This is a genomic window from Frankia sp. Cppng1_Ct_nod (genome assembly GCF_920656135.1).
GTDB lineage: Bacteria > Actinomycetota > Actinomycetes > Frankiales > Frankiaceae > Protofrankia > Protofrankia meridionalis.
On record NZ_CAKKTK010000024.1, the window covers coordinates 9,338 to 31,777 of the forward strand.

A 22,440-nucleotide genomic window follows, 5' to 3' on the forward strand; every position below is an offset into this window, starting at 1 on the left:
GATCATCGCCGTGGCGAGCATGGCGAGCCCCAGCCACTCCCGGTCAGCGTGGCGCAGGTTGTTCTCACCGACGCCGAGAGCAGGACGGTGCGCAACCCCCAGAACGATCACCGCCGCGGCGACCCCGGTCCCCAGCAGCACCCGCAACCGGGAGGAACCAGCGAACGCCGCGCCCCTGCGCCAGGAAAGAGGACGGGCGGGCTGGAGCTCAGGCGTCACCGTACCCATGGAAGCCTTTCACTATCGGCCCCGTCGAGGACCAGCGCGTCTTCCATCACGGTACCCACGTCCGGCGGACGGTTCGACCCGACCCGGCCCTGACCGCCCGGGGCGGACCGGCCGGTCAGGACGATGCTGTTCACCAAAATGGCAGGTTCCAAGCGGTTAGGCTGGCATGCGGACGGTCCGCCCGGGGCCCGCCCGGACCGGTAGCGGCGTCCACCGGTCACCTGCCACCGTGACAGAAAGGTCGTCGTGACCGACCGCTGGATCAACCTGGACGGCTGTTGCAACGCCCGCGACCTCGGGGACCTGCCCACGGTGGAGGGCGGGACGACCAGGCGTGGCCTGCTGATCCGCTGTGACACCGTCCAGCAGCTCACACGGAACGACATGCGCCTGCTGGTCGACGGGCTCGGTCTGCGCGCCGTGGTGGACCTGCGTACCCCGAAGGAGGCGGCGACCGAAGGCCGGGGGCTGCTCGCCACAACCGACGTCCCGTACCACAATGTGGCTTTCCTGCCTGACGTCTATCTGGTCCGGGGCGACCCCGGGCGCAAGGTGCTCATCGAACGGCTTTCCAAGCAGGGGCCGGCCGAGCACTACCTGGACTACCTGACCCGCCCCGGCAGCGAGGTCCCCACGGCCGTGCGGCTGCTGGCCCGGCCCGGGCAGCTGCCCGCGCTGTTCCACTGCGCGGCCGGCAAGGACCGCACCGGTGTCCTCGCCGCGCTCATCCTCGACATCGTCGGGGTCCGGCGCGAGGCGATCGTCGAGGACTACGCGGCCACCAACGAACGGCTGCCGCAGATCAAGGACCGGCTCAGCGCGCTGCCGACCTACGGTGCCAGTGCCCGCAGAGACATCGGCTGCCAGCCCGAGACGATGTGGGCGTTCTTCGAAACCCTGGACGAACGCTGGGGCGGCTCCGCCGGATGGGCCCGTAGCCACGGCATCACGGACGGGGAGCTGAACACCCTGCGCACAACGCTCCTCGACGGACAGATGTAGGTGGAAACCGCTGTGATCACAGCGGTTTCCACCTACACCCCGCTCATCCGAGGTGGCGGCGCACGACCCGGCGGGCGATCGCCCAGCGATGGGTCTCGGACGGCCCGTCGTAGATCCGGAACGGCCGCACCTCACGCAGGAACCGCGACAGCAGGATGTCTCCGGAGACGCCGAGGGAACCGCAGATCTGCAGCGAGCGGTCCACCACCCGCCACACCGCCTCGGCGGTGAAGGTCTTCGCGACCGCGGTCGACTGTGCCCCGGAACGGCCCTGGTCCAGCTCCCAGCACGCCTGCAGAGTCAGCGCGCGGGACGCTGCGATGTCGATCTCATTATCCGCGATCATTGCCTGGATCATGCCGAGTTCGGCCAGCCGGGACCCGAACAGCCGCCTGTCCGCCGCCCTCGCCACCGCGATGTCCTGGGCATGCCGGGCAATCCCCAGCCAGCGCATGCAGTGGGTGGTCCGCGCCGGGCCGAGGCGGACCTGGGCGTAGTCGAAGCCCTTGTCAACCTCACCGAGCACCGCCTCCTCCGACACGACGCAGCCGTCGAACACCATCTCGCAGTGCCCGCCATACAGGCTTTCGTCCAAGGTTTCGACGTGACGGACGATCTTCATCCCCGGGTTGTCCGCGTCCACAAGAAACATCGTCGCGCCACCGCGGTCACCCGGCTCACCCGAGGTGCGGGCCATGCAGATCGCGTAGGCTGCACCATCCGCGCCGGTGATGAACCACTTACGGCCATCGATCCGCCACCCGCCCGGAGCCTTCTCGGCCCGGGTGCGGAGCGATGACGGATCCGACCCCGCCCCCGGCGCCGGCTCCGTCATCGCGAAACAGGACCGGACCTCACCCGTGGCCAGCGGCCGTAGGTACCGCTCCTTCTGCTCGGCCGTCGCGATGGCCTCCAGCATGTGCATGTTGCCCTCGTCCGGCGCCGCGATGTTCAACGCCAACGGGCCGAACAACGAGTAGCCTGCCTCCTCGAACACCGGCGCACGTCCACGCATGTCCAGCCCGTGCCCGCCGTATTCCGGGGACACGTGCGGTACGAAGACCCCCGCGTCGCGGGCCGCCTGCTGTAACCGCACCCGCATCTCGTCACCGCCACGCGCGGTGACACCCCCGTACGCCTTCTCCTCGGGTACGACGACACCCCGCACGAACTCGGCGGTACGCTTGGCCAGTTCACTGACCGCCGGATCATGACTAAGATCGATCGGCACACGGACCTCCTTCGGACCGGCCCGCGTCGTCCAGGGGGGACACGCCAGGGACTGGCCGGCTACTACGTTCTTTTCCGCCAGCAAAGCAGGCTGGTCGGTGTATGCACAAGGCGTAGCGGTATTGAAGATCAAAAAGCGGGCGAGGGCTCGTCAACACTGTTGACTATCGAATATGACAGGTCAGCTCAGGTGGTAGATACGAGCGGCGTTGTCATGCAGGATCTTGCGCAGCGCGTCACCGGGAAGCCCGGCGAACGCCTCCATGATGAACAGGTCCGGTCGGATCGCCGCGCTCGCCGGGCCGGGCGACATGCTCGTCGGGTGCGGGAAGTCGGTCTCGAAGAGAAAGTTGTCAGCCCCGAGGAGTTCGATCGCCTGCCGGGCGGTCTCCCGCTCGAACCAGAAGCAGCCGAAGATCTGGCGCCGGAAGTACTCACTGGGCAGCAGGTCGTACTCGGGGTGTTCGAGCGGGACGCCGCAGTTCCTCCACTGCCAGTCCAGGGCGGCGAGGGCGTACGGCAGCCAGCCGATGCCACTCTCGACCGAGACGAAGTTCAGCCGCGGGAAGCGGTGGCAGATCCCGGCGCAGATGACGGTCGCGATGGCGCGGGCGTTGCCCATGAAGAAGGAGACCCCGACCGAGGCGTAGTTCGCGTGCATCCCGTTACCCGGGAAGTTCTTCTCGATCAGCGACAGGTCACCCGAGGCGATGTGGAAGTTGACCGGGACGCCCAGGTCCTGGGCGGTCGCCCAGATCGGGTCCCAGTGTGGATCACCGAGCAGCGGCAGGCCGAAGAACTCGGTCTCCTGGGCCATGATCACACCTTTGTGGCCCATCGCGACCGTCCGCTCGATCTCGGCGACGCTCGCCTGCAGGTCCCAGAAGGGCAGTGCGGCCATCGGCAGCAGACGGCGCGGATCAGCGCTCGCCCAGTCGGTCTGGTAGTCGTTGTATGCCTGGATGCAGCGCAGCATCAGCTCGGGATCCTTGAGCCCGAGGAACCTCCCGGTGCCGAATCCCGCCACGTTGGGGTACAGCACCTGGGCCCAGATCCCGTACTCGTCCATTTTGCGCAGCCGGTCGGGGGCGTTCCACAGCGCCGGGTCGACGTCCGCGAGCCGGCGGGGGTGCTTCGGCGGGAACTCGTCCCAACCGGCCATCGCCCCGCCTGCCGTGGCCGACAGGCGCGCGTCGCCGAAGTACCACGCCTCCTCCTGGAGGTCGTCGTCCCAGCGGACATGCGGGACCAGCTCACCCCACTTCGCCGTGGAGATACGCGAGGTCCACAGATCGGCGGGCTCGATCACATGGGTATCCGTGTCGATCACCCTGATACCGTCGATCACCGATGCCTCGGTCATGACACCGCTCCCCTCGCGGTCCTCGGGAGGGCACCGGAGGTCACGGCGGACACCCCGACCCACGCCCTGATGCAACGAACGTTATTTCTCATTCGGCGGTCACGACCGTGATCGCCCCCTCCGGGCACGAGCGGGCACCGAGCCGGGCCGTCTCCTCCCGGTCGGCGGCCACGACGAAGGTGACACCCCGTGGGAGGCAGAAGCCGTCGTCGTCCGCGTCGAACACCGCTGGGGCGAGCGAGTAGCAGCGACCGTGCCCGGTGCAGCGGGCGGGATCAACCATGATCTCCACTGTGAACCTCTCCTGGGTCGTCGGCTCGGCGGTCATGACCGCTCCCAGGCGAGAGGCAGTGCGACCAGCCCGGCCGAGCCGCCGCGCTCGACTACCGGCTCGTCTCCGGCGAGCCGGTAGTCCGGGATACGCCGGTGCCACTCCTGCAGCGCGACGGCCATCTCGGCGCGGGCGAGGTGGGAGCCGAGGCACCGGTGCGGCCCGGCGGCGAAGGAGATGTGCCGGTTGGCCGTACGGTCGAGATCGACCCGCTCGGGGTCCGGAAAGGTCCGAGGATCACGCATGGCCGCGCCCAGCGTCAGCAGCACCATGTCCCCCTTCTTCATCGGGCAACCGTGGAAGTCCACGTCACGGGTGACCTTCCGGCCGTCCTGGATGATCGGAAACGCCCGCAGGAACTCCTCCACCGCCGTGGGCACCACGGCCGGTTCGGTCGCCACCCGCCGGCGGTGCTCCGGCGTTGTCGCGAGATGGTGGAAGGAGTAGCTCAGCTGGCTCTTGACGGTGTCCAGACCGGCAAGGACGAGTACGACGCACATCTGCAGGATCTCGTCGTCGCGCAACGGCCTGTCTTCGTAGCGCTCCGTCATGACATAGCTGACGAAGTCGGTCTCCGGGTCCCGCAGGGTCGCCCGCCGGTCCGCGACGACGCTGACGAAGTACTCCGTCATCGCCGTCATCGCCGTCATCGTCCGGGCCTGGCCCTCGGGATCGCTGAAGGCGTCAAAAATCGTGTCCACCCACTCGACGAACAACATGTCGTCGTCCTCGGGCAGACCCATGATCGACAGAAAGACCCGGGTTGGGTACACCGCCGCGAAGTCGGCCACGAACTCGCAGCCACCCCGGTCAAGAAAGGTGTCGATGGTCCGGTTGCACAGTTCGCGCATCCGGGGGGTCGTGCCGGTGACCGTACGGGGTGAGAAGGGCCGGTTGAGGATCTGGCGGTACCGGCTGTGCTCGGGTGGGGCGACATTCGTCGGAATCCAGCGGTAGCCCGGGTTCGGATCCAGGACGATCACCGAATCACTGCCGAAGATCTCGGGGGTCTGATACGCCTCCCGGCACTCCTCATAACGGGTGAGCATCCAGAAACCGGTCCCGAAACTGTTCCAGTAGACGGGGGAGGCCTCTCGCAGCTCCGCCATCTCCCGGACGGCGCTCAGCACCGGCCGCGGGGACATGATGTCGTAGTTGATCACCGGGCAGCTGCCGGCGGGTGGCGTGCCGCCCACCGTGGATGCGGGCATGGCCGCAGGCGTGGATGCGGGCGTGGCCGCGGACGCCGACATCAGCCGATCGCCTGGCTCTGGTCGAAGGTCCGGATCTCGACCCAGCCGACCTCGAGTTCGATCTGGGTGATGACCCAGCCGTCGCCGTCCCGACGCAGCAGGTTGCGGTAACGGCTGGACATCTGCATGACCTGGTCGGGGTCGTCGGCGGCGACCTGGTGGGAGGTGAGGTAGGCGAGCGCCGACGCCTGGTCGCCCTCGATGTCGACGTGGTAGACGGACAGCAGGTGGTGCTGGAAACCGCGGTCCGCCGTCATCTTGTCGACCCACGCCACGATCGCGTCGGCGCCCTCGACCCACTCGTTCCACGTACCGCCCAGACAGAAACGCATCCGGGCGTCCTCGGCGAGGACCGTACGTAAGCCGACGAAGTCCTTCTGGTCGACCGTGGAACAGTAGCGGTAGAGCGTGTCACTCGCGTTGATGCGGTCGCGGGCGTCCTCGAACGTCCTCACGATGGTCATCCGTTCTCCTCCTGACATGGTGGAATCTGGTTGCGGTGGAATCTGGTCACGAACGCACTTCGGTCACGAACGCGCTTCGCTCCAGCCCTGCGAGAAGTCCTTGACCGAGATCTTCCATCCGCCGTCGGCACGGCGTAGCTCGTCGAAGTAGTTGCCGACGCTGACCACGACCGTTTCCGGGGCGTCCCTGAGGGTGATGTGCGCGGTTATGTGGCTGTGGGCCGTGGCCCGGTCGCCGTCGATCCCGACCCGGTACACCTTGCCCATGTGGTGCATGAACAGGGCCGGGGCACTGACGTTGATCAGCCATTCCACGACGGCGTCGCCGCCGTCGAGCCACTGCCCGCCCCAGTAACGCCCGCGGGCGTCGTCGGTGAACAGCGCGCGCACCGCGGTGAAGTTCCCGGCGTCGATGTGGGACCAGTAACGGTGCAAGGTCTCTTCCACCGCGAGCCGGTCGACGACGTCCGCCGCGGTGATGACGTTTGTGATGACGTTCATCGCGACACCTTCATCCAGGTGCTCTTGACCGTGGTGAACTCCCCGATCGACTCCTCGCCGAGGGTGCGGCCGTATCCGGACTGCTTCACCCCGCCGTAGGACACCGTCGGGTTCACCTCCTGGTAGGTGTTCACCCACACCGTCCCGGCGTGCAGCGCGCGCGACGCGCGGTGCGCCCGGGCGAGATCGGTCGTCCAGACCCCGGCGGCCAGCCCGAACTCGACCGCGTTCGCGATCTCGTACGCCTCCTCCTCGGTGTCGAACGGGATCACGGACATGACCGGGCCGAAGATCTCCTCCTGGGCGATCGTCATCTCGTTGCGCACCCCCGTGAAGACCGTCGGCTCGTGGAACCAGCCGATGTCACCGTGCCGGGATCCGCCCAGGACGAGCTGCGCGCCTTCGGCGACGCCGAGCGCGACATAACGCTGCACGCGTTCGAGCTGTGCCTCCGAGATCAGCGGACCGAGCTGGGACGACGGGTCGAAGCCCGGACCGATCGTCAGGTCCTTCGACGCACCGACCACGGCGTCGATGAAGGCGTCGTGCAGGGGGCGCTGCACGAGCAGGCGGGAGCCCGCCGTGCAGACCTGGCCCGAGCCACCCCAGACCGAGTACATCGCGCCCATCGCCGCCGGCTCCACCTCGGCGTCGGCGAAGACGATGAAGGGGCTCTTGCCTCCCAGCTCGAGGGTGACCCGCTTGAGCGTCGGGGCGGCCGCCGCCTGGATGATCCGCCCTGTCTCGGCCGAGCCGGTGAACGAGATCTTGTCGACACCCGGATGGGTCGCCAGGGCCGCCCCGGCGGACTCTCCGGTGCCCTGGACCACGTTGAGTACACCCGGTGGGATGCCGGCCTCGACGCAGAGCTGCCCGAGCAGGACGGCCGTCATCGGGGTCTGTTCAGCCGGCTTGAGTACGACCGAGTTACCGCAGGCGAGCGCCATGACGACACCGACGACGATCGCCGACGGGGCGTTCCAGGGAACGATGACCGCGCACACGCCCAGCGGCTCGCGGGTGGCGTAGACGGCCACGTCGCGCGGCACCCGCGGGATCGTCCCGGCAATCTTGGTCGGCCAGCCGGCGTAGTAGTCGGTGGCGTCGACCGCGAACTGCACGAGGAACCGGGAGTACATCTTGAGTACTCCCCCGTCCAGGACGTCGAGGTCGGTGAGGAGGGCGGCGTGCTCGGTCAGCAGCGCGGACAGCCGGCGCAGCCGCCGCTCCTGCTCGAGCGGGGCGAGGAAGCGCCAGCGGCCGTCGTCGAAGGCGCGCCGGGCCGAGGCCACGGCCGCATCGACGTCCTCGGGGCCGCCGGCGGCCGCCCGCGCGACCTGAAGCCCGGTGGCCGGGTCGTGGACGGCGAAGGTCTCACCCGAGATCGAGGGGACGACCTTCCCCTCGATGACGTGCCCGAAGGTCGCGCTCGCAAGGTACCGCGCGCCCTCCTCCGACAGGGGGTAGTGCAGCGGGTCCACCAGCATGCTCGTCATCAACCGGCCACCTTCCACAAGGTCTTGCACTGGTCCTGGTAACCGACGGGTCCGCTGTTCTCACGGGCGGGCCGCGGCACGTTTCCGTCGACGCTCGCAGTCGAGGCTGGGGACAGATTCCTTATAACGAACTACCCTTGTCAAGGGCGATCAGTGATACACGTCACTGGCTAGAGAGCGAGCCGAGATGGACGATCATCTTCCCGACGTTGTCACCGCGGAGCATGGCCAGGAAGGTCGGCCAGGCGGCTTCGACACCGCCGTGGACAACCGTCTCGACATTGCGGACCGTGCCCTCGCGCAGCCAACGCGACATGTCACCGGCGAGGAAACGGACCTTCGCCGCAGAGCCTGCGCTGCCGATCACGCGGCAGCCCATGGCCTTGGCGATCTGGCCGGCCGTGGCGCCCACCGCACCGGCCGCGGCCACCTCCCGGACACGATCGGGGGCTTGCGGCTTTTCATCATGAGAAATACAGTTGGCTGCGCATCCGATCCCAGGGAGGCGGCACGATGGACGCTCAGCGGTCGTCGACGCGCCAGCGCAGGCCCCGGGCCCGGTGTGGGCCACTGACCGGCATCCGCGTGGCCGACTTCTGCTGGATGGGCGTCGGTTCCGTCGCCACCCGCATGCTCGCGGACTTCGGCGCCGAGGTCATCAAGATCGAGGACCGGACCCGCCTCGACATGCCACGCCGGCTGCCGTTCTACAAGAACGATCCCCGGTCGTTCGGGGAGGAGGATCCCAATCCCGATCCGGACAAGGGCGGGCTGTTCAACAACTACAGCCGCAACAAACTCGGCGTGACGATCAACATGCGGTCGGCCGAGGGCCGGGATCTGGCGGAACGCCTCATCGCGAAAAGCAGTGTGGTGACGGAGAATTTCGCCCCCGGCGTCATGAACCGCTGGAATCTGACCTACGAACGGCTGCGGCAACTATGCCCAGAGATCATCTACGCCCACATGAGCGGTTTCGGCCAAACCGGCCCGCACCACTCCTACCGCAGCTACGGGCCGGTGGTGCAGGCTGTCAGCGGGTTGTCCTTCATCAGCGGTCTGCCCGACCGGGAGCCTTCGGGCTGGGGCCTGTCCTACATGGACAACCAGGCCGCCTACTACAACAGCGCGGCACTGCTCATGGCGATCATGCATCGCAACGCGACGGGGAAGGGCGCGGAAATCGACGTCTCCGCCGTGGAGGTCGGCGTCTGCCTGCTCGGTCCCGACCTGCTTGACGTCACCGTGAACGCGCGACCGACCCGCCGGCCGGGTTTCCCCCTGGGTAACCGGCTGGAGCACCCACCGGCCGCCCCGCACGGGGTGTACCCCTGTGCCGGTGAGGACCGGTGGGTGGCCGTCGCGGTCTTCGACGACACCGACTGGCAACGTCTGGTGACCGCCCTCGACAGCCCCGACTGGGCCGCGGACCCACGTTTCGCCAGCCAGCAGGGCCGGTTCGCCCACTCCGACACCCTCGACGCCCACCTGACCGAATGGACGAGGCACCGGTCGCCGCACGAGGTCATGACGCTCCTGCAGGACAACGGTGTCTGCGCCGGTGCCGTCCAGGACGCGCACGACCTCAACGAGGTCGACCCGCAGCTCGCCCATCGTGGCATCTTCTTCGAGCTGGACCACCCGGTGATCGGCCCGGCGCGTTTCGAGGGGACGCCGGTGACCTTCTCCCACATCGAGCAGGACAACTGGCGGTCGGCCCCCCTGCTCGGTGAGGACAACTCCTACGTCTTCACCGAGATCCTCGGCCTGTCCGCCGACGAGACGGCTGACCTCGCCGCGGCGGGCGTGATCTGACATGACCGCTTCCCCGACCGAAGCGGCCTGTTCCCCGGCGCTCCCCTACTCGGGGTTGACGGTCGTCGAGTGGGCGGATGACCCCGCGGGTGAGTACACCGGGAAGCTGCTCGCGGATCTGGGTGCCGACGTCGTCAAGGTCGAACCGCCCCAGGGGTCACCAACGCGGCAGGTCGGTCCCTTCGCCCACGGCGTCGTCAGCGCCGACACGAGCCTGACGTTCTGGTACTACAACCTCGGCAAGCGCAGCGTCGTCCTCGACAGGTCGCAATCGGGCCGGGCATCGTTGCACCACCTGCTCGCCGGCGCGGACGTCCTGCTCAGCACCCTGCGACCAGGCGGGATCGCCGCGGCCGGCCTGGACTACCCCCGGCTGCTGGCCGAGCACCCGCGGCTGGTCATCCTGTCGGTCACCCCGTTCGGGCTGAACGGCCCGTGGGCGGACTACCGCACGTCCGACCTGGTCGGGCTCGCCGCCGGCGGCCCCCTGGCGAGCTGCGGTTACGACGACCACACCATCCCGCCCATCCGGCCCGGCGGCAACCAGGGCTACCACACCGCGGCGAGCTTCGCGCACTGCGGTCTGCTGCTGGCCCTGCTCGACCGGCAGCGCACCGGCGCCGGGCAGCTGGTGGACGTGTCCATGCACGAGTCCCTCGCCGTCAGCGGGGAACTGGCGAATCCGTACTGGTTCTATCCGCGGGTCCTCGTGCAGCGCCAGACCTGCCGGCACGCGCAGCCCGTGCCGACCCAGCCGGCGCTGTTCCGCTGCGCGGACGGCCGATGGATCTACTTCGCGCTCATCCTCGCCGACCAGAAGCCGTGGGAGGCGCTGGTCGCCTGGATGGAAAGCGTCGGAGTGGCCGCGGACCTGACCGATGCCGCATACCGCGGCCTGGCGCACCGCCAGCGGAACTTCCAGCACATCCAGGAACTCATCGAATGCCTGTTCCTCCTGCTAGACTCCGCAACGGCCTACCACGAGGGGCAGCGGCGGGGGCTGCCGATCGGGCCGGTCAACGCCCCCGAGGACGTCCTCGACGACGAGCACCTGCGGGCGAGGGACTTTTTCGCCACGATCGAACTCGACAGCGGCGTCAGCGCGCCGGTTCCGACGAGCCCCTACCGGTTCTCATCCTTCCCAACCATGGCGCCGACGCGGGCGCCGAGACTGGGCGAACACACCAGGCAGGTATTCATCGACAAGGAGGCGGACCTGTGACAAGGACACGGCCGGTGGACGACGGCCTGTTCGTCGAGGGCGATGACGGGCCGAGCCTCCTCGCGAGCAGCTGCCGGGCCTGCGGGACGACGACCTTTCCCCGCCAGCAGTCCTGCCCGAAATGTACGCGGATGGACATGGAGGACCGCCTTCTCCCCCGCCGCGGCACGCTGTGGTCCTTCACCGTGCAGGGTTTCCGTCCCAAATCGCCCTACGCCGGTCCGAAGGATTTCACACCCTACGGCGTGGGATACGTGGAGCTGCCCGGTGCGGTCATCGTCGAAGCCATCCTGACCGGGAACGACCCGCAGCGGCTGCGGATCGGGGATCCGATGGAGCTGGTTGTGGTGCCCTTCCGGGAGGACGACGACGGCACCCAGGTCCTCACCTACGCGTTCTCCCCCGTGCAGTCCGCCTGACCGGCAGCGAAAATCAGACAAACGGAAATCAGACAGCGGAAATTTCAGACCACGAACGCGGGTAGCCACAAGTAACCGCAGAGGAGTACGCCGTGGATGTCGCCATCGTGGGCATCGGGATCCATCCTTTCGGGCGGCACGAAGGGGTCAGCGGACGGGCGCAGGGGGCCTATGCGGCCCGGGCGGCGTTAAAGGACGCGGGCCTGGAATGGGCCGACATCCAGTTCGCCTTCGGCGGCAGCCACGCCGCGGGGACCGCGGACTCGCTCGTCTCGGAGCTGGGGCTGACCGGTATCCCGTTCATCAACGTGTCCAACGGGTGCGCGACGGGTGGCAGCGCCCTGCTCAGCGCCGACAACGCCATCCGGTCGGGCGCGTACGAGCTCGGCATGGTGATCGGCTTTGACAAGCATCCGCGGGGCGCGTTCAACGCCGACCCAGCCGCGGTCGGCCTCCCAGCGTGGTACGGCGAGACCGGACTCATGCTGACCACCCAGTTCTTCGGGATGAAGGCACAGCGCTACCTGCACACCCACGGCATCAGTACGTCGATGCTGGCGAAAGTGGCGGCCAAGGCCTATCACAACGGCTCGTTGAACCCCCACGCGTGGCGGCGCGTCCCCCTCACCGAGGAAGAGATCCTGTCGTCGGCCATGCTGAGCCATCCGTTGACGCAGTACATGTTCTGCTCGCCGGGGGAAGGCGGAGTCGCGCTCGTGCTGTGCCGGGCGGACCGCGCGCGTAGGTACACCGACACACCGGTGTACCTACGGTCCGCGGTGCTGCGTACGCGCCGCTTCGGCTCGTTCGAGGTGTTCAGCCCGTGGCTGGCGCTGGAACGCGCGGACAGCCCGAGCGTGGACGCGGCCCGGGCGGCGTTCGAACTGGCCGGGGTGGCCCCCGGCGATGTCGACGTCGCGCAGGTCCAGGACACCGAGGCCGGCGCGGAGATCTGCCATATGGCCGAATGTGGCCTGTGCGAAGACGGTGAGCAGGAGAAGCTGCTGCGCACGGGCGCGACCGGCATCGGCGGCAGTCTCCCGGTCAACACCGACGGTGGCTGCATCGCGAACGGAGAACCCATCGGTGCCTCCGCTCTGCGCCAGGTGTACGAGAACGTGCTGCAACTGCGCGGGGCCGCGGCCGGGCGACAGGTACCCGCAGACCCGACGGTGGCGTTCAGCCACGTCTACGGCGCGCCGGGGGTCAGCGCCTGCGCCGTCCTGACCCGCTAAGCCCCCAATTTCCGCTTCGCGAAAATTCGGGGACCCCGAGCTCGGGGGCGGGCCACCGCCCAGGGTTTGCAGATCACCTCCGGCGATCCGCAAACGGAAAAGACCACCAGGCAGAACAACTTCGCGAAAATTCGGGGACCCCGAGCTCGGGGGCGGGCCACCGCCCAGGGTTTGCAGATCACCTCCGGCGATCCGCAAACGGAAAAGACCACCAGGCAGAACAACTTCGCGAAAATTCGGGGACCCCGAGCTCGGGGGCGGGCCGGATCCCGTCAGATCCCGAAGCTGTCCGCGGCCCGGGCGAGGCACTGCCGCTTCTCCGCCACGTCGGCCCCGCGCCACACCTGATCGGCCCACACGACCAGGTGTGGTGATCCCCTCGGCGGCGTAGCGGCGCAACAGTTGCGGATCCCGGCCTTCCAACCGGAAATAGCAGGGAATCATCGCGCGCCCGTACTGTGCGCACAGTGCCGCGAGCTGGTCGCGCAGCCGTACCGCGTCGGAGAAGGACGGCGTGCCGGAGCTGAACCACGCGTCCCCGAGCCGGGCCGCACGGCGCAGCGCCCTGTCGGTGTTGCCCCCGAGGACGAGGGGGACCGCGGCGGGCCGGGCGGTCACCTGGATCTTGCCGGTCGTGAAGTGGGTGCCCCGATGTTCGAAGGGTCCCCCGCTCCAGGCGGAGCGCAGGACCGCCAGGCTCTCCTCCAGGCGGGATCCACGTTCGTCGAACGCCACGTCGAGGGCGGCGAACTCCTCGCGCAGCCAACCGGCTCCGACCCCGAGCATGAACCTGCCGGCAGCGATCTCCTGCGTGGTGCAGGCGGCACGGGCGGTCAGAAGCGGGTGACGTAACGGCAGGATGTAGATGCCGGTCGCGAGCTTCACCCTTGTCGTGAGCGCCGCGGCGGCGCTCAGCGCCGACCACGGGTCCAGCAGCTCCGTGGACGGGTCGATAATCGGCCGGGTGTGATGTTGGTGGGCCGTTTCGCCTTGGGTGGGATGCTCGCTGGAGTAGTCGTACGGCAGGACGAGATGCTCTCCGAGCCAGAGTGCGTCGAAGCCGAGTTCGTCGGCCGCGACCGCGAGGTCCAGTAGATCACGCACACCCATGTCGTACACCGACAGGCCGATCCGCATCCTCGGCTCCTTATTCCGGCTTCCACTGCGGCACGACGACGCCGTCCCCGGTGCCGTCGTCGGTGCCGTCGTCGAACGTTTCGAACCAGACCCGCATTCGCTGCCCTGGGGTGAGGCGCGGACTTCCGGACAGGTAGCCCATCAACCGGGCCGCCGGGACGTCGTCGAGCTCCACGAGGACAACGCAGTAGGGCACCGGGTAGGCCGGGTGGACCTGATGCTCGACCACGGTCCACGAGTACAGCCGCCCCGTACCGGCAACCGGCTGCCACCGGCCCTCCCAACCGCCACAGTGACGGCAGTAGGCCCGCGGCAGGTGGAGCACGGCGTCGCAGCCGTCGCACATCCGGATGACCAGTTCATGCCGGCGGGCGGCCTCGAAGAAGCCGCCGGTGTCACGGTCGTCGTCGACAGGGGCGAGGCGGGCGGCCCCGCGCGTCACGCCGTCCATCGGGCTTCCGGCCCATCAGGCGGACGGTCCATCAGGCGGCCGTCAGGACGAGGGCGCTGCCGGGCGGCAGCGGTGTCGAGGTGACCAGGCACACCTCGGCGCCGGGCACCTGGGAGGTGGACTCGCCACGGATCTGGCGGACCCCTTCGAGGATGTGGTTCATGCCGTGGATGTAGCCCTCCGAAAGATGGCCGCCGCCGGTGTTGATCGGGATGCGGCCCCCCAGATCGATCCCGCCTGTGGCGACGAACGGCCCGGCCTCGCCCTTCTCGCAGAACCCCCAGTCCTCCAGCTGGAGCAGCACGGTGATCGTGAAACAGTCGTAGATCTGGGCGACGTCGATGTCGTCGGGGCCGAGGCCCGCCCGGCGGTACAGGGTCCGGGCGACCGACCGGGCGGGCAACTCGATGATCGACTCCCGCATCAGGACCGGGAACTGGATGCCGGGCTGGGGGCCGGGGATAGCACCCTGGGCAACGGCACGGATGAGGACGGGCGGCCGCCGGCAGTCCCGCGCACGCGGGGTGCTGGTCACGACGACGGCGCAGGCCCCATCGGTTTCCAGGCAGAAGTCGAACAGCCGCAACGGATCGGAGATCATCCGGGCCGACAGGTAGTCGTCCATGGTGAGGGTGCGCGCGTGCATCTGCGCCGCGGGATTGGCGTTCGCCCGTGCCCGGCAGGTGAGCGCGATGTGGCCGAGGTCCTCCGCCCGGGTACCGTACTCGATCATGTGACGCCGGGCCATGATGGCGAAGATCTGACCGGGGGTGAGAAGCCCGTAGGGCGCGAAGAACTCGTCGTAGCTGCCCGCGCCGCCCACCCTCGGATCGGCGGCGGCGGACAGGCCGAAGCGGCGCCCGGAACGGCCGTTGAGCTCGCGGAAGACCAGGACGGCGGTCGCCTGGCCGGACAGGATCGCGCCGACCGCCTGCCCCACCATGGCGCAGGGGGCCACCCCACCCGGCCCGACCTCGGACCAGTAGGTGAGGTTGTCGATGCCGAGGGAGTCGGCGAGGTCGCTGTGCAGCACGGTGTCCATGTCGCAGCGGACGACGCCGTCGATGTCGGCGGGTGAGAGCCCGGCGTCGTCGAGGGCGGCGAGCGCGGCCTGGGTTGCCAGGGTGAGATCGCTGCGCCCGGAGTCGCGTGAGTAGTCGGTGGCGCCGATGCCCACGATCGCGCAGCGATCGCGGTGTCCGAGCGTGTCCTGGTCGCTCATGGCCCGCTGTCCGTCCCCCCCCGGAGGTGGCACGGGGGAACCCACCCGGCCCGCTGGCGAACGATGGAGTAACGATGGAATTGCGGACTCTATCATCATGATGAATTCGATACCAGCGCCCGGCCTTGGAGTACCGGCGGCGGGGTACCGGATCAGGCCGCGATGGTTACCGCCACTCGATGAAGTCGTCCATCCGGGCGCCGAAGCGCTCACGGCTGTACTTCGCGATGCCCTGGATATGGTCCTCCATGAGGCTGCGGGCCTGGTTGGCGTGACCGGCCAGGATGGCCCTGGCCAGCTTCAGGTGATCGTCGGCGATCAGGCCATGCATCACCCGGGGGTCGTCGGTGACGGCGACGTGGTGGGCCACGATCCGACCCATGGTCTGCATGGCCAGTTCGAGCACGCGGTTGCGGGCCAGCGAGGCTATCGCGATGTGGAATCCGCCGTGTTCCCGGACGAATTTCTCCAGTTCCTCTTCTTCGTGCGCCCCGTCCCCGTCGAGGTAGGGCGCCATCGCGGCGGCGCGCGCAGCCCTGTCCGGGTTGCGGGCGGCCCGGTCGACCAGGACGCACTCGGCCAGCACCCACGCCTCGAAGAGCTCGCTGTAGGTGGCTCCGGCCAGGTGGAAGTACAGCGTGGAGATACGCCCGAGGTTCGACGGGTCGACGGTACCGACCACCGGACCACCGCCCGGCCCACGGCGGATGGAGATCAGACCCTGCACCTCCAGGAGACGAAGGCCTTCGCGCAGCGACTCGCGGCTCACCCCGTACTGCTCGAGCATCGCCGCCTCCGACGGCAGGCCATCGCCGGGTTGCAGTCCGCGAGCGATGATGTCGTGCACCACGTCACGTGCCACGGTCTCCGACGTTTTGAGGCGTCGAGTCACCCCGTCACTCGACGCAATCGCGATACAGCCGCGCCGAGGCGCCGCGGCCGGCACGCGCCGACGTGGGTCCGCTGCTCCGGTCGGCGCAGGCAACGGCTCTCGGCGGGGACTGCTCGGCATGAGCCGAGGGTACCGCCGGGTTCAGTTGGTCCTGATGAATCTCATCGGTCCGGCTTCTTTCGCACCGCCCTGCGGACGGGCGGGGCGGTGACGCCGTCTTCGGCCCGGGTGGCTCACCCCGTGACGTTCCCCAGGATCCGCAGGGCACGCCGGGCAAGCATCCCGATGTTGTCCCCGCGGCTGGCCATGCGTTCATCCGTGCTCTCCCCACGTACGTAGCGTTGGTGGAGCTGCTGGCAGACCACACTCGTCCTCCAGCAGGCGAACGCCTCGTACCAGGCGACGTGTGACAGGTCGGCACCGGTGCGCGCCGCGTACCGGTGCGCGACCTGCGTCCGGGTGGGCAGTCCCAGATTCTGCAGACCCGGCACGTGCAACGCATGGTCATCCGCGGTGTCCGACGGGTCGGGCCAGTAGTTGAGTAGCGTCCCGACGTCCGCAAGCGGGTCGCCGAGCGTCGCCATGTCCCAGTCGAAGACCGACACCACCCGCTCAGGTGCACCCGGTGAGAACTGGCAGTTGTCAATCTTGAAGTCGTTGTGCATGATCGCGGATGTCTGCGAGGTCGGCAGCGTGCGCTCCAGGCGGCGGCCCGCTTCGGTCATCTGCGCGTCGAACGCGGGCGTGGCCACGAGTTCCCAGCGACGGCGCCATCCCGACAGCTGGCGCGCGAGGTATCCGTCGGGCCGGCCGAGATCACCGAGGCCGCAGCTCGCCGGATCGACGAGATGCAGGTCGGCGAGGGCGTCGACGGTGGCGAAGCCGACGCTGCGGGCCGCGTCGTGCGGGTTGCGGTCGTGCGGGTTGCGCAGCGACGGCGGCAGCACCCCCCAGACCACCACCCCGGTGCGGTACTCGACGATCACGAAGTCGCTGCCCACGATGTCGTGGTCGTCGCAGAAAACGTAGGCCCGCGGAGCGCGGTCGTACTCCCGCCACAGACGGGACAGCACCCGGTACTCACGGCGCATGTCGTGGGCACCCGGAGCGATCGCGCCGAACGGGGGCCGGCGCAGCACGAGACGGGTGTGACCGAACGACAGTAGATAGGTGAGGTTCGCCGAACCGTTCGGGAACTGCCGCACCGACAGGTCGCCCGCGACCTCCAGCCCCCGCTCGGCCAGGCGCGCCAGCAGGTACCCGGCCAGCCGCCGCCACGGAAGGTCCTCGCCGGGCCGGACCGGCGCCAGCTCGGGCGGATCTTCGGACATCCAGGGCTCGGCACTCATCATCCCCGGCCTTCCTGATAGTCACGTGCCCGGTGTCGCGTGCGCCGCGCCGGGTGCCCGCCGCGGTGGCAGCATGTGCGGAGAGCCTGGCACAAGCCCCGTTGCACCTGTCGTTCAAAGACCTTAACCTCATGACGAATCTTGATGTGACGAATCCGACAACCTCGAGGGAGATCCATGGGCGCGGAAACTGCTGACGAGGATCTCGAGGCCTTCCGGGGCAGGGTACGTGCCTGGCTCGCCGACCACGCGGGCCCGCGGGTCGCCACGGGCGAGTGTCAGCAGGAGGCCTGGGGGCACGGATCAGACGATGTGTCGGTCTTTCACAACCTGTCGTTCGAGGACGAGAAGGCGCTGATCGATCGGGCGGCGGCCTGGCAGCGGCAGAAGTTCAACGCCGGCTTCGGCGCGATCGCCTGGGCGCCGGAGGACGGCGGTGCGGGGCTCGGGTCCGAGTTCGCCGAGGTGTTCGCCCAGGAGGAATCACTCTTCGAGATTCCGTCGAGTCACGAGCTGATGCTGGTGACACTGCACCTCATCGCCCCGACGATCGGGCTCGTCGGCACGCCCGGCCAGCGTGACCGGTTCGTGCGCCGCTTCCTGCGCGCCGAGGAGTTGTGCTGCCAGTTGTTCTCCGAACCGGGCGCCGGCTCCGACCTCGCCGCCCTGGCCACCCGCGCGGTTCCCGACGGTGACAGCTGGGTGGTCAACGGGCAGAAGGTCTGGAGCTCCGGGGCCCAGTTCGCCGGCTGGGGCATGCTCATCGCGCGGACGGACCCGGACGTCGCGAAACACGCGGGCCTCACCACGTTCATGGTCGCCCTGGACTCCCCCGGGGTGACCGTCCGACCGCTGCGCCAGATGTCGGGCGGTACGTCGTTCAACGAGGTCTTCCTCGACGACGTCCGGGTCCCCGACTCCATGCGTCTCGGCGAGGTGGGCGGAGGCTGGAAAACGACCCTGACGACCCTCGGGTTCGAACGTGAGGTCAGCAGCGCGTCGAGCCGGGTCGGCGGCGGCTTCCGGCAGCTCGTGGCACTGGCCCGGCGGCTGGGTCGCACGAACGATCCGCTGGTCCGCCAGAAGCTCGCCGACGTGTTCATCAACGAGCGGCTCGCACGGGTGGCGGCGGCGCGGGACGAGCAGTCCCGGCAGGCCGGCCGGGCACCGGGGCCGGAGGGCTCCCTGCGCAAGCTGCGCTGGGTGGCGGGCTTGGAACTGGCGTCGCAGGCGGCCGGTCTGCTGCTCGGCCCGCGGCTGACGGCGGACACCGGCGAGTGGGGCACGTTCTGCTGGAGCGCCCACGTCCTGGGCGCTGCAGGTTACCGGATCGCGGGCGGTTCGGATGAGATCCAACGCAACATCATCGCCGAGCGGATCCTCGGGCTGCCGGGCGAGCCGCGGACCGACCGGGGCAGGCCTTGGCGGGACATCCCGCACTGACCGTTGGAGGGTCCGACCGTGGAGGGAGTGCAGGTGCGCCAGAGCGATGATCCCGGGTACGACGGCCCGCTCCAGGGCAAGGTGGCGCTCGTGACGGGCGGGAGCCGTGGCCTCGGCCGGGAGATGGTGCTCGCGTTCGCCGCGGCCGGCGCGGACGTCGTTATCACCAGCCGGAAGGCCTCCGGCTGCGCGGAGCTCGCCGAGGAGGTCCGCCGCACCACCGGCCGCAGGGCGTTGCCCTACCCGGCGCATGTCGGTGACTGGGCCGGCCTCACCCGCCTGGTGGACGCCGTCCACGACGAGTTCGGCCACCTCGACGTGCTGGTCAACAACGCCGGTATCGCCCCACGCTACCCGAGTCTGGCCGAGGTGACCGAGGAGCTGTTCGACAAGGTCATCGCTGTCAACCTCAAGGGGCCGTTCCGGCTCACCGCGCTCGTCGGTGCCCGCATGGCCCGCGCAGGGGGCGGTTCGATCATCAACATCAGCAGTGTCGCGGCGGTGCGACCGACACCGGGCGACCTGCCCTACGCGGCGGCCAAAGCGGGGTTGAACGTGCTGACCGCCGGCTTCGCCCAGGCCTTCGGGCCGACGGTCCGGGTCAACACGATCATGGCGGGGCCGTTCTTCACCGACATCAGTAAGGCCTGGGACATGCCGGCCTTCGAGGCGATGGCGAGCAGATTCCCCTTGGGTAGGGGGGGTGACCCGCGCGAGATCGTCGGCGCGGCCCTGTACTTCGCCGGGCCCGCGTCGAGTTTCACCTCCGGCGCGCTGCTGGCCGTCGACGGCGGGCAGGCGGTCGTCCCCTACAGCGCGCCGGCCGACGGGGCGGGCTGACCGGGCTCGGACCCGGCCGCGGCCGCGGTTGCCTGTGCCCGCCGGCTGCGCCGGGTCTGGGCGACCTGCCGGCTCGCCAGGGCGACGGCGATCAGTAGTGCCGAGCCCTGGAACAGCGGCTGGATCCAGAAGGTGCCGGGCCCGAAGGCCAGTTGCAAGCCCTTGACACCGAACGCGAGCGCGAAATATGCGATCAGCGTGCCCCACACGTTGGGCCGCCGGGAGAACTGCGATGCCCCGAAGAACACCGCTGCCAGCGCGGGGAACAGCAGACCCGGACCAGCGTCCGCGGTGTAGGCACCGACCCGCATCGCATAGATGACGCCGGCGATCCCGGCCACCCCGCCGGAGGCGATGAGCGAGCCGTAGACGAGCCGGTCCGTCGACAGACCGGCCAGACGCGCGGCCTGCGGGTTACTGCCGACCGCGAACAGGTAACGCCCGACCGGGGTGTGCTCCAGAACGAACCACAGGATGACCGCCAGCGCCAGGAGGTAGAGCACGACCACCGGAACACCCAGCAGGTTCGTGCTGCCGAGCGTCGCGAACCGGTCGGAGAACGCGCCGGTGATCTGGCGGTTGTCGGAGACCTTCAGCCCCACGGCGGTGAGTACCTGGCTCACGCCGAGGGTGGCTATCAGCGAGTTGACCCGGAACCGCACCACCAGGACGCCGCTGACCAGGCCGACCAGGCAACACAACAGCACAGCGCCGACGCAGACGAGGGCGATCGGGACGTCGGTGTTGGCCGCGAACCAGTTGATCATGACCAGCGACAGGCCCACCATCAGCCCTGGTGACGCGATCATCATCATGGGCACCGGTGGTATCGGTATGAATGCGGTGCAGGGCGATCGCGTCGGAGCCACCCGGGTCATCGCGGTCGATCCAGTCCCCTTCAAACGCCGACTCGCCCTGAAGCTGGGAGCGACCGACGCGTTCGCCGACGATCTCCGGTGCAACGGGCACCGACCATCGGACCAAGACGGCCGGGGCCCGTTGCCCCACGGGAGAAACGGGTCTACGCGTTACTCCCGGGTTCCGGTTCTCATGGCGACTCCTGCCGATGCCCGGACCAGTGCCCCCACCAACCCTCGTGCGGGGCGCCCGGGACCGGAACCCCGTCCGTGCCGGAAGTCGGCCCGGACGGTTGCGCCGTCGGCGGGGATGCCGGGTTAGCACTCACACTTCCCGCAGCACTTCCCGCAGCACTTCCCGAAGCACTTCCCGAAGCACTTCCCGAAGTGGCTGCGGCAGCGTCACCCCGTGCAAGATACTGGCGATAGGCGCCATTCGTGTAGGTACTCCACGCGCCTATCCCCTGAATGTCGCATACGTGCTTGGCCGCCCACGCGTTGGTTGCGGGATCGTACAGGTCCCGGTCCCCCACCCAGCTCGCATGGGCCCGCATATTGATCTGCCACAGTCCGCGGGAGTCCTCGCCGTTCGAGTTGTGCGAAGTCGGGTTGCCGCCGGACTCCGCCAGCGCCACCGCCACCCAGGTACCAAGCGGCGCCCCGCTGCAGCCAGAAAGTCCGGCGTTCATTCCGACACTGGCGATCGTAGCGTCGGAAACCTGGGTCGGAGCAGGGGTACTCGCGCTGGCCGGGCTTGCGCTTAGCATCATTCCGGCCGTCGTGCCGATGACCCCGACAGCGGCGATCATCGCGCCGCGATTGTGCGGGGTCTGCTTCCGGTGTCTTCCCTTGGACATTGTTGAACATCTCACTCACGGTGTCGTTTGAGCAGCTCGAACGCTCGGTGGATTCAAGACCGGTACGCCTTTCCGGCGACACCTTTCCTGACGGGCAAATATCAAGGAAAGGTCAGAATGCGCCGTACCGGTTCACCCGATGCGACCGACAAGATAGTGGGAGGAATAGATTTTCTGAAGCCTGACGACCGTCCCGCTGTGGGGAGCGGCCCATATCATGTCGTTCCCGGCGTAGATCCCCACGTGATAGATGTTTCCGGGAGAACCGAAAAAGATGAGGTCACCGGGCTGCTTCGCGCCCTGAGACACCTTCTGCGCGGCCGCGTACTGGGCATCGGTCACCCGTGGGATATTGCGGCCCAGCTGCTTGTAGACGTACTGGACGAGACCGGAACAGTCGAATGCGTTCGGCCCCTGGGCGCCCCACATGTACGGCTTGCCCGCCTGCTTGGAGGCCAGATAGACGATCTTCGCACCCAGGCTGCTGGCGGACGCCGACGAACCGGCCGGATCGGTGGCGGTGGCGGTGGCGGTGGCGGACCCACTTCCCGCCGCCGAGGACGGAGATGCCGAGGATGAAGGCGAGGCCACGGCGGGCTCCGGCGCGGAGACCCCCGCCGCCTGTGCGCCACCACCTGCCCAGGTCGCCGCGGTGACGCCGCTGGAGTCGCCCGTGGTGTCGGCCGCCTGGTCGTTGGCCCAGGCCGGGGCCGAAAGACCGGTGAGGGCAACGGTCCCGGTGACCGCGGCAGCGACCGCCACCCGCGCGGACACTCGTCCAAATGTGTAACTGGTGGTCGGCGCGCGGTGACGACCGCGTCCGGAACGCGTCG

The 22,440-nt window shown here is 68.8% G+C and carries 23 protein-coding genes and 1 pseudogene; 7 read left to right on the plus strand and 17 right to left on the minus strand.

Going from position 1 to position 22,440, the window contains the following annotated elements:
* On the minus strand, positions 1-228 hold a 228-nt coding region (locus NBW77_RS09425), incomplete at its 3' end, for a hypothetical protein (protein ID WP_207387037.1).
* 246 nt (positions 229-474) lie between these two features.
* Between NBW77_RS09425 and NBW77_RS09430 the strand changes: the two genes are divergently transcribed.
* Positions 475-1,230 (plus strand): tyrosine-protein phosphatase, encoded by a 756-nt coding sequence (locus tag NBW77_RS09430; protein WP_242605862.1) that lies wholly within the window; start codon positions 475-477, stop codon positions 1,228-1,230.
* 43 nt (positions 1,231-1,273) lie between these two features.
* On the opposite strand, the gene NBW77_RS09435 is transcribed toward NBW77_RS09430, so the two are convergent.
* The 8 genes from NBW77_RS09435 to NBW77_RS22780 all read right to left on the minus strand — a co-directional run bounded on the left by NBW77_RS09435 (position 1,274) and on the right by NBW77_RS22780 (position 8,298).
* A complete protein-coding gene (locus NBW77_RS09435; protein ID WP_131746964.1) occupies positions 1,274-2,461 on the minus strand; it encodes an acyl-CoA dehydrogenase family protein in 1,188 nt (395 codons plus the stop codon).
* Positions 2,462-2,641: 180 nt separating this feature from the next.
* On the minus strand, positions 2,642-3,823 hold the full coding sequence (locus tag NBW77_RS09440) for an amidohydrolase family protein (protein ID WP_250279585.1): 1,182 nt from the start codon (positions 3,821-3,823) through the stop codon (positions 2,642-2,644).
* A gap of 88 nt (positions 3,824-3,911) precedes the next feature.
* Positions 3,912-4,151 (minus strand): ferredoxin, encoded by a 240-nt coding sequence (locus NBW77_RS09445; protein WP_131746965.1) that lies wholly within the window; start codon positions 4,149-4,151, stop codon positions 3,912-3,914.
* A complete protein-coding gene (locus tag NBW77_RS09450; protein ID WP_131746966.1) occupies positions 4,148-5,407 on the minus strand; it encodes a cytochrome P450 in 1,260 nt (419 codons plus the stop codon). Before NBW77_RS09450 ends, NBW77_RS09445 begins: the two co-directional genes overlap by 4 nt.
* Entirely contained in the window at positions 5,407-5,871 is a 465-nt protein-coding gene (locus NBW77_RS09455) for a nuclear transport factor 2 family protein (protein WP_165486104.1), read from the minus strand. Before NBW77_RS09455 ends, NBW77_RS09450 begins: the two co-directional genes overlap by 1 nt.
* A gap of 63 nt (positions 5,872-5,934) precedes the next feature.
* The gene (locus tag NBW77_RS09460) at positions 5,935-6,372 is read right to left on the minus strand and encodes a nuclear transport factor 2 family protein (protein ID WP_131746968.1); all 438 of its coding nucleotides are present in this window, start codon (positions 6,370-6,372) and stop codon (positions 5,935-5,937) included.
* Positions 6,369-7,868, minus strand: a complete 1,500-nt coding sequence (locus NBW77_RS09465; protein ID WP_131746969.1) for an aldehyde dehydrogenase family protein — start codon at positions 7,866-7,868, stop codon at positions 6,369-6,371. The genes NBW77_RS09460 and NBW77_RS09465 overlap by 4 nt, the downstream gene beginning before the upstream one ends.
* Before the next feature lie 163 nt (positions 7,869-8,031).
* Complete coding sequence (locus tag NBW77_RS22780) at positions 8,032-8,298, minus strand: MDR/zinc-dependent alcohol dehydrogenase-like family protein (protein WP_207387055.1); 267 nt, start codon at positions 8,296-8,298, stop codon at positions 8,032-8,034.
* 83 nt (positions 8,299-8,381) lie between these two features.
* Here NBW77_RS22780 and NBW77_RS09475 point away from each other — a divergent pair, with 83 nt between their 5' ends.
* The 4 genes from NBW77_RS09475 (at position 8,382) to NBW77_RS09490 (ending at position 12,559) form a co-directional block, all read left to right on the plus strand.
* The gene (locus tag NBW77_RS09475) at positions 8,382-9,683 is read left to right on the plus strand and encodes a CaiB/BaiF CoA transferase family protein (RefSeq protein WP_250279586.1); all 1,302 of its coding nucleotides are present in this window, start codon (positions 8,382-8,384) and stop codon (positions 9,681-9,683) included.
* A 1-nt stretch (position 9,684) separates the two neighbouring features.
* Positions 9,685-10,905 carry a CaiB/BaiF CoA transferase family protein gene (locus NBW77_RS09480; protein WP_131746970.1) on the plus strand — a complete coding sequence of 407 codons (1,221 nt, stop codon included), beginning with the start codon at positions 9,685-9,687 and terminating at the stop codon, positions 10,903-10,905.
* Entirely contained in the window at positions 10,902-11,324 is a 423-nt protein-coding gene (locus NBW77_RS09485) for a Zn-ribbon domain-containing OB-fold protein (protein WP_131746971.1), read from the plus strand. Before NBW77_RS09480 ends, NBW77_RS09485 begins: the two co-directional genes overlap by 4 nt.
* A gap of 92 nt (positions 11,325-11,416) precedes the next feature.
* Positions 11,417-12,559, plus strand: coding sequence for a thiolase family protein (locus tag NBW77_RS09490; RefSeq protein ID WP_131746972.1), 1,143 nt, complete (start codon positions 11,417-11,419; stop codon positions 12,557-12,559).
* Positions 12,560-13,015: 456 nt separating this feature from the next.
* On the opposite strand, the pseudogene NBW77_RS22370 reads toward NBW77_RS09490, so the two are convergent.
* From NBW77_RS22370 to NBW77_RS09515, 5 genes and pseudogenes are all read right to left on the minus strand, one after another.
* Positions 13,016-13,696 (minus strand): annotated as a pseudogene (locus tag NBW77_RS22370) (TIGR03619 family F420-dependent LLM class oxidoreductase); the annotation flags it as partial.
* Between the two features lie 10 nt (positions 13,697-13,706).
* Positions 13,707-14,147, minus strand: a complete 441-nt coding sequence (locus tag NBW77_RS09500) for a Zn-ribbon domain-containing OB-fold protein (RefSeq protein WP_131746973.1) — start codon at positions 14,145-14,147, stop codon at positions 13,707-13,709.
* A gap of 31 nt (positions 14,148-14,178) precedes the next feature.
* Complete coding sequence (locus NBW77_RS09505) at positions 14,179-15,369, minus strand: thiolase C-terminal domain-containing protein (RefSeq protein ID WP_250279589.1); 1,191 nt, start codon at positions 15,367-15,369, stop codon at positions 14,179-14,181.
* 166 nt (positions 15,370-15,535) lie between these two features.
* A complete protein-coding gene (locus tag NBW77_RS09510; RefSeq protein ID WP_250279592.1) occupies positions 15,536-16,231 on the minus strand; it encodes a FadR/GntR family transcriptional regulator in 696 nt (231 codons plus the stop codon).
* A 263-nt stretch (positions 16,232-16,494) separates the two neighbouring features.
* Positions 16,495-17,613 carry a phosphotransferase family protein gene (locus NBW77_RS09515; protein WP_250279593.1) on the minus strand — a complete coding sequence of 373 codons (1,119 nt, stop codon included), beginning with the start codon at positions 17,611-17,613 and terminating at the stop codon, positions 16,495-16,497.
* A gap of 174 nt (positions 17,614-17,787) precedes the next feature.
* On the opposite strand from NBW77_RS09515, the gene NBW77_RS09520 reads away from it, so the two are divergent.
* Both NBW77_RS09520 and NBW77_RS09525 read left to right on the plus strand, forming a co-directional pair.
* A complete protein-coding gene (locus NBW77_RS09520; protein WP_131746976.1) occupies positions 17,788-19,053 on the plus strand; it encodes an acyl-CoA dehydrogenase family protein in 1,266 nt (421 codons plus the stop codon).
* Between the two features lie 18 nt (positions 19,054-19,071).
* Complete coding sequence (locus NBW77_RS09525) at positions 19,072-19,893, plus strand: SDR family NAD(P)-dependent oxidoreductase (protein WP_242605865.1); 822 nt, start codon at positions 19,072-19,074, stop codon at positions 19,891-19,893.
* On the opposite strand, the gene NBW77_RS09530 is transcribed toward NBW77_RS09525, so the two are convergent.
* From NBW77_RS09530 to NBW77_RS09540, 3 genes are all read right to left on the minus strand, one after another.
* Positions 19,863-20,708, minus strand: coding sequence for an ABC transporter permease (locus NBW77_RS09530; RefSeq protein ID WP_165486105.1), 846 nt, complete (start codon positions 20,706-20,708; stop codon positions 19,863-19,865). The genes NBW77_RS09525 and NBW77_RS09530 overlap by 31 nt on opposite strands.
* Before the next feature lie 233 nt (positions 20,709-20,941).
* Positions 20,942-21,607, minus strand: a complete 666-nt coding sequence (locus tag NBW77_RS09535; protein WP_131746979.1) for a transglycosylase SLT domain-containing protein — start codon at positions 21,605-21,607, stop codon at positions 20,942-20,944.
* 132 nt (positions 21,608-21,739) lie between these two features.
* Positions 21,740-22,369, minus strand: coding sequence for a C40 family peptidase (locus tag NBW77_RS09540; protein ID WP_242605866.1), 630 nt, complete (start codon positions 22,367-22,369; stop codon positions 21,740-21,742).
* Between the last annotated feature and the right edge of the window lie 71 nt (positions 22,370-22,440).